The 6,161-nt window shown below is 69.9% G+C and carries 2 protein-coding genes and 1 pseudogene; all 3 read left to right on the forward strand.

Going from position 1 to position 6,161, the window contains the following annotated elements; genetic code table 11:
* The coding region (locus BMG07_RS39305; protein WP_269759851.1) for an excinuclease ABC subunit A at positions 1 to 4,392 on the forward strand (4,392 nt) is incomplete at its 5' end.
* Between the two features lie 232 nt (positions 4,393 to 4,624).
* Entirely contained in the window at positions 4,625 to 5,674 is a 1,050-nt protein-coding gene (locus tag BMG07_RS39310) for an ornithine cyclodeaminase (protein ID WP_198089017.1), read from the forward strand.
* A 36-nt stretch (positions 5,675 to 5,710) separates the two neighbouring features.
* A pseudogene (locus BMG07_RS39315) lies at positions 5,711 to 6,161 on the forward strand (histone deacetylase family protein); the annotation flags it as partial.

Consider the following 6,161-nt stretch of genomic DNA (forward strand, 5'->3'; position numbering starts at 1 on the left):
AAAGCCGTGGCCGTGGTGGAGGCCGAGAGCCCCCATCCCAACCTTCCCCCGGAGGGGGAAGGGGCAAGGCAACAAGGCGAAGCGCAAGCCCTCAAGCTCCTCTTCGAAGAAATCACCACCCGCCTGCGCTACCTGCACGACGTCGGCATCGGCTACCTCACGCTCGACCGCCAGAGCCGCACGCTCAGCGGCGGCGAGGTGCAGCGCATCAACCTCACCACGGCCCTGGGCACCTCGCTCGTCAACACGCTCTTCGTGCTCGACGAGCCCAGCATCGGCCTGCACCCGCGCGACATGAACCGCATCACCGAGGCCATGCTGCGCCTGCGCGATGCGGGCAACACGCTGGTGGTGGTCGAGCACGACCCGGCCGTGATGCTCGCGGCCGATCGCGTGATCGACATGGGCCCCGGCCCCGGCATTCGCGGTGGGCAGATCGTGTTCGACGGCACCACCGACCAGCTGCGCGACGCCGACACGCTCACCGGCCAGTACCTGGGCGGACGCAAGAAGATCGGCATGGGCTTCAAGCGGCTCGTGAGCGAGAACACGCACCGGCTCATCCTTGAGGGCGTGCGCGAGCACAACCTGAAGGACATCACGGTCGAGTTCCCGCTCGCGCGGCTGGTGTGCGTCACCGGCGTCAGCGGCTCGGGCAAGTCCACCCTGATCCAGGACGTGCTGGCGCCCGCGCTCATGCGCCACTTCGGCAAGGCCACCGAAACGCCGGGCGCGCACGACCGCATGCTCGGCGCCGACCACCTGGGCGACGTGGTGTTCGTCGACCAGTCGCCCATCGGCAAGACCGCGCGCTCCAACCCCGCCAGCTACGTGGGTGCGTGGGACGCCATCCGCGAGATCTTCGCCACGGCGGCGCTGTCGCGCCAGCGCGGCTACACCGCGAGCAAGTTCAGCTTCAACTCCGGCGACGGGCGCTGCCCGACCTGCGGCGGCTCGGGCTTCGAGCACGTCGAGATGCAGTTCCTGTCCGACGTGTACCTGCGCTGCCCCGACTGCGACGGCAAGCGCTACCGCCCCGAGATTCTCGAGGTGCGCGTGGAGCGCAAGGGCAAGAGCTACAACGTGGCCGACGTGCTCGACCTCACCGTGGCCGAAGCCGCCACCGTGTTCGAGAGCGACCGCGACGTGCTGCGCGTGCTGCAGCCCATTTCCGACGTGGGCCTGGACTACGTCAAGCTCGGCCAGCCCGTGCCCACCTTGAGCGGCGGCGAGGCGCAGCGCCTGAAGCTCGCGGGCTTCCTGGCCGAGGCCGCGAAGAACGCGACGTCGAGCAAGCAGTCGATCGCGCGCAAGGGCACGCTGTTTTTGTTCGACGAACCCACCACCGGCCTGCACTTCGACGACATCGCGCGGCTGATGCGCGCGCTGCGCAAGCTGCTCGACGCCGGCCATTCGCTGATCGTGATCGAGCACAACCTCGACGTGATCCGCGCCAGCGACTGGCTCATCGACCTGGGTCCCGAAGGCGGCGAGGGCGGCGGCCAGGTGGTGGCCCAGGGCACGCCCGAGCAGCTGCGCGAAGACCGCGCCTCGCTCACCGGCGCCGCGCTGGCCGACTACGAGCTGGCCATCGGCCCCGACGCCTACAAGGTGGCCGAGCGCGCCGCGCGCCGCTACATCGCCAACGCCAAGACGGCGCCGGGCGGCAACGCCATCGAGATCGTCAACGCGCGCGAGCACAACCTGAAGAACCTCAGCGTGGACATTCCGCGCGGCAAGTTCAGCGTGGTGACGGGCGTGAGCGGCTCGGGCAAGTCGACGCTCGCGTTCGACATTCTTTTCAACGAAGGCCAGCGCCGGTACCTCGAATCGCTCAACGCCTACGCGCGCAGCATCGTGCAGCCGGCGGGCCGGCCCGAGGTCGACGCGGTGTACGGCATTCCGCCGACCGTGGCCATCGAGCAGCGCCTGTCGCGCGGCGGCCGCAAGAGCACGGTGGGCACGACCACCGAGGTCTGGCATTTCCTGCGCCTGTTGTACGTGAAGCTGGGCATCCAGCACTGCATTCACGACGGCGCGGCCGTGCAGCCGCAAACGCCAGACAGCATCGCCGCGCAGCTGATGCGCAACTTCAAGGGCCAGCACATCGGCCTGCTCGCGCCGCTGGTGAGCAACCGCAAGGGCGTGTACACCGAGCTGGCCGACTGGGCGCGCCCGCGCGGCTTCACGCACCTGCGCGTGGACGGCGACTTCCTGCCGACCACGGGCTTCCCGCGCATCGACCGCTTCAAGGAACACAACATCGAGCTGCCGGTGGCCAGCCTCGACGTGCTGCCCTCGAAGGAGACCGAGCTGCGCGAGGCGCTGACCAAGGCGCTGGAGCACGGCAAGGGCGTGGTGCACGTGCTGAGCGACCTGGACGGCCTGCGCGCCGCCATGATGGCCGGCGTGTCCGCCGTGGGCATCGGCCGCGTCAACGTGTTCTCCACGCTGCGCGCCTGCCCGGTGTGCAGCACCAGCTACGCCGAGCTCGACCCGCGCCTGTTCAGCTACAACAGCAAGCACGGCTGGTGCCCCGACTGCGTGGGCACGGGCGTCAAGCTCAGCAAGGACCAGCGCAAGGTGTTCGACGACTCCGTGCGCGACGACGACAACAAGGGCCGCGAGCAGACCTTCGCCGAACCCGAGGTCGAGGACCTGGCCGACGTGGTCTGCCCGACCTGCCAGGGCACGCGTCTGAACGCCACGGCCCGCGCCGTGAGCTTCGGCGCCTCGCTGGCCGAGGGCTCGAGCGGCATCGGCATCACCGAGCTCGCGCGCATGAGCGTGACCGAGGTGCGCCAGTGGTTCGAAGGGCTGGTGCTCAGCGGCCGCGAAGCCGAGATCGCACGCGACCTGGTGCCCGAAATCAGGAGCCGTCTCGAGTTCCTTGAAGAAGTGGGCCTGGGCTACCTCACGCTCGACCGTGGCGCGCCCACGCTGTCGGGTGGCGAGGCGCAGCGCATCCGCCTGGCGGCGCAGCTCGGCAGCAACCTGCAGGGCGTGTGCTACGTGCTCGACGAGCCGACCATCGGCCTGCATGCGCGCGACAACCAGATCCTGCTCGACGCGCTGCACAAGCTCGGCGACAAGGGCAACACGCTGGTGGTGGTGGAGCACGACGAAGACACCATCCGCCGCGCCGACCACATCATCGACATCGGTCCGAGCGCGGGCAAGCGCGGCGGCCGCCTCGTGGCCGAGGGCTCGGTGGCCGACATCCAGAAGGCGGGCGATTCGCAGACCGGCCGCTACCTGCGCGACGCCATCCGGCATCCGCTGCAGTCGCGCCGGCTGGTGCCGTCGCCCGACCCGAAGGCCGGCGAAAGCGGCGAGTGGCTCACCGTGATCGAGGCCGACCTGCACAACCTGCGCGACGTGACGGCCACCGTGCCGCTGCACCGGCTGGTGGTGGTCACCGGCGTCAGCGGCTCGGGCAAGTCCACGCTGGCGCGCGACGTGCTGCTGGCCAACGTGCAGGCCATCGTCGTGCAGCGCATGACCAAGGCCGGCCGCGACGCCGACGCCGCGGGCAAGCGCCCGGCATGGGCCGGCTGCGCCAGCGTGCAGGGCTACGAGAGCGTCGACCGCGTGCTCGAGGTCGACCAGACCCCCATCGGCAAGACGCCGCGCAGCTGCCCTGCCACCTACATCGGCTTCTGGGACACCATCCGCAAGCTGTTCGCCGACACGCTCGAAGCCAAGGCGCGCGGCTACGGCCCGGCGCGCTTCAGCTTCAACACCGGCGAAGGCCGCTGCCCGGGCTGCGACGGCGCGGGCGTGCGCACCATCGAGATGAGCTTCCTGCCCGACGTGAAGGTGCCCTGCGAGGTCTGCCACGGCGCGCGCTTCAACCCCGAGACGCTGGCCGTGAGCTGGCGCGGCAAGAGCATCGGCGACGTGCTGAAGATGGAAGTCGACGAGGCCGTCGAGTTCTTCGCGAGCATGCCCAACATCGCGCATCCGCTGCAGCTGCTGAAGGACGTGGGGCTGGGCTACCTCACGCTGGGGCAGCCGTCGCCCACGCTGTCGGGCGGCGAGGCGCAGCGCATCAAGCTGGTGACTGAACTGAGCAAGGTGCGCGACGACATCACCCGCCGCGGCCAGAAGGCGCCGCACACGCTGTACGTGCTCGACGAGCCGACCGTGGGCCTGCACATGGCCGACGTCGAGAAGCTGATCCACGTGCTGCACCGGCTGGTGAACGGCGGCCACAGCGTGGTGGTGATCGAGCACGACCTCGACGTGATCGCCGAGGCCGACTGGATCATCGACCTGGGGCCGGAAGGCGGCAACGCCGGCGGGCGCATCGTCGCGGCTGCGCCGCCCGAAGAGGTGGTGCGGCTGGGCACGCACACCGGGGTGGCGCTGGCGCCGGTGCTGGCGAGATAGAGCTCGCCCCCAGCTTCGCGCACTTCGTGTCGCTTCTCCAATCCCCTGCCGGGGGCAACACCTGCGGCCCGGCAAAGCCGGTTCCGCGGTGTTCCGCGAAGGGACTCGCCATGCGCTGCAAGCGGGCGCACAATGTCTTCAACCCTTGGCGCAGGCGCACCCTGAATCAGCCATGGTGGAGACCATGTGAAGGGGTGAAGCGCCGCGGCGGGGCCACGCAAGGAGCCATGTCATGACCCGCTTCATCGATGTTCACAGCCTGGTCCGCCTGGTGGACGAGACCGGCGTTCCGCAATTCCTCGAGGCGTTGTCCGACGCCTTGCGCGACGACTTCCTGCGGTGGCGCGAGTTCGACAAGAAGGCGCGCGTGGCCAGCCATTCGCACCTGGGCGTGATCGAGTTGATGCCGGTGGCCGACGACGGCGCCTATGCATTCAAGTACGTCAACGGCCATCCGCACAACACGCAGGTCGGGCTGCCCACGGTCATGGCCTTCGGCGTGCTGGCCGAAGTCGACACGGGCTACCCCGTGCTGCTGTCCGAACTCACGCTCACCACCGCCTTGCGCACGGCCGCCACGTCGGCCATGGCCGCCAGGGCGCTGGCGCGGCCCGACGCGCGCAGCCTCGCGCTGATCGGCAACGGCTCGCAGAGCGAGTTCCAGGCGCTGGCTTTCCATGCGCTGCTGGGCATCGAGGAAGTGCGCGTGTTCGACATCGACCCGCACGCCACCGACAAGCTGGTGCGCCACCTGTCGGCCTGCACGCCGCTGGACATCGTGCGCGCGCGCTCGGTGGCCGACGCGGTGCGCGGCGCCGACATCGTCACCACCGTCACCGCCTACCAGGGGCGCGCGACCGTGCTCACGCCCGACATGATCGAGCCCGGCATGCACATCAACGCCGTCGGCGGCGACTCGCCCGGCAAGACCGAGCTGCATCCCGACGTGCTGCGCAAGGCGCGCGTGTTCGTCGAGTACGAGCCGCAGACGCGCGTCGAGGGCGAGATCCAGCAGGTCGAGGCCGACTTTCCGGTGAACGAGCTGTGGCGCGTGCTGCTCGGCGAGGTGCCCGGCCGCGAGAGCCCGGCGCAGGTCACGCTGTTCGATTCGGTCGGCTTCGCGCTGGAGGACTACACGGCGCTGCGCTACATCCAGCGCATCGCCACCGAGCGCGGCATCGGCCAGCAGATCGCGCTGGTGCCGGAGCTGGACGACCCGAAGGACCTGTTCGGCCTCACGGCCTCGGGCAGGCGCCGGGCAGTGCTGCGGCGTGCGGCATGATCGGCGGCTTCAACACCGCCGACCCCCGTCTTCTTCATGCTCACCATCTACAACGACCAGCACGTTCTTCACCAGGGCAAAGTCGAGATGTTCCGCGGCGAGCTCGTGCCGTGCTTCGAGGTGCCCGCCCGCGTCGACCATGTGAGGCATGAACTGGAGCGCCGCGCGCTCGGCGTGCTGCAGGCGCCCGATGCGTTCGACGAGGCGCTGCTGGCCAGGGTGCACGCGCCGCGCTACATCGACTTCATCGCGCATGCGTGGGACGAGTGGGTGGCGCTGGACCCGGCGAACGTGTCGCGCGACGCGCTGCCCTCGTACTGGCCCACGCGCGGCATGCGCACCGACGTGCTGCCCAGGAGCTTTCCGGCGCGCATGGGGCTGTTCTCTTTCGACGCGGGCACGCCGCTGATGGCGGGCAGCTGGGCGGCGGCCCGGCACGGCGCCGCCTGTGCGTGGACGGCGGCGCAGCGCGTCATCGGCGGCGAGC

It is taken from the genome of Variovorax sp. E3, from assembly GCF_016082275.1.
GTDB lineage: Bacteria > Pseudomonadota > Gammaproteobacteria > Burkholderiales > Burkholderiaceae_C > Variovorax.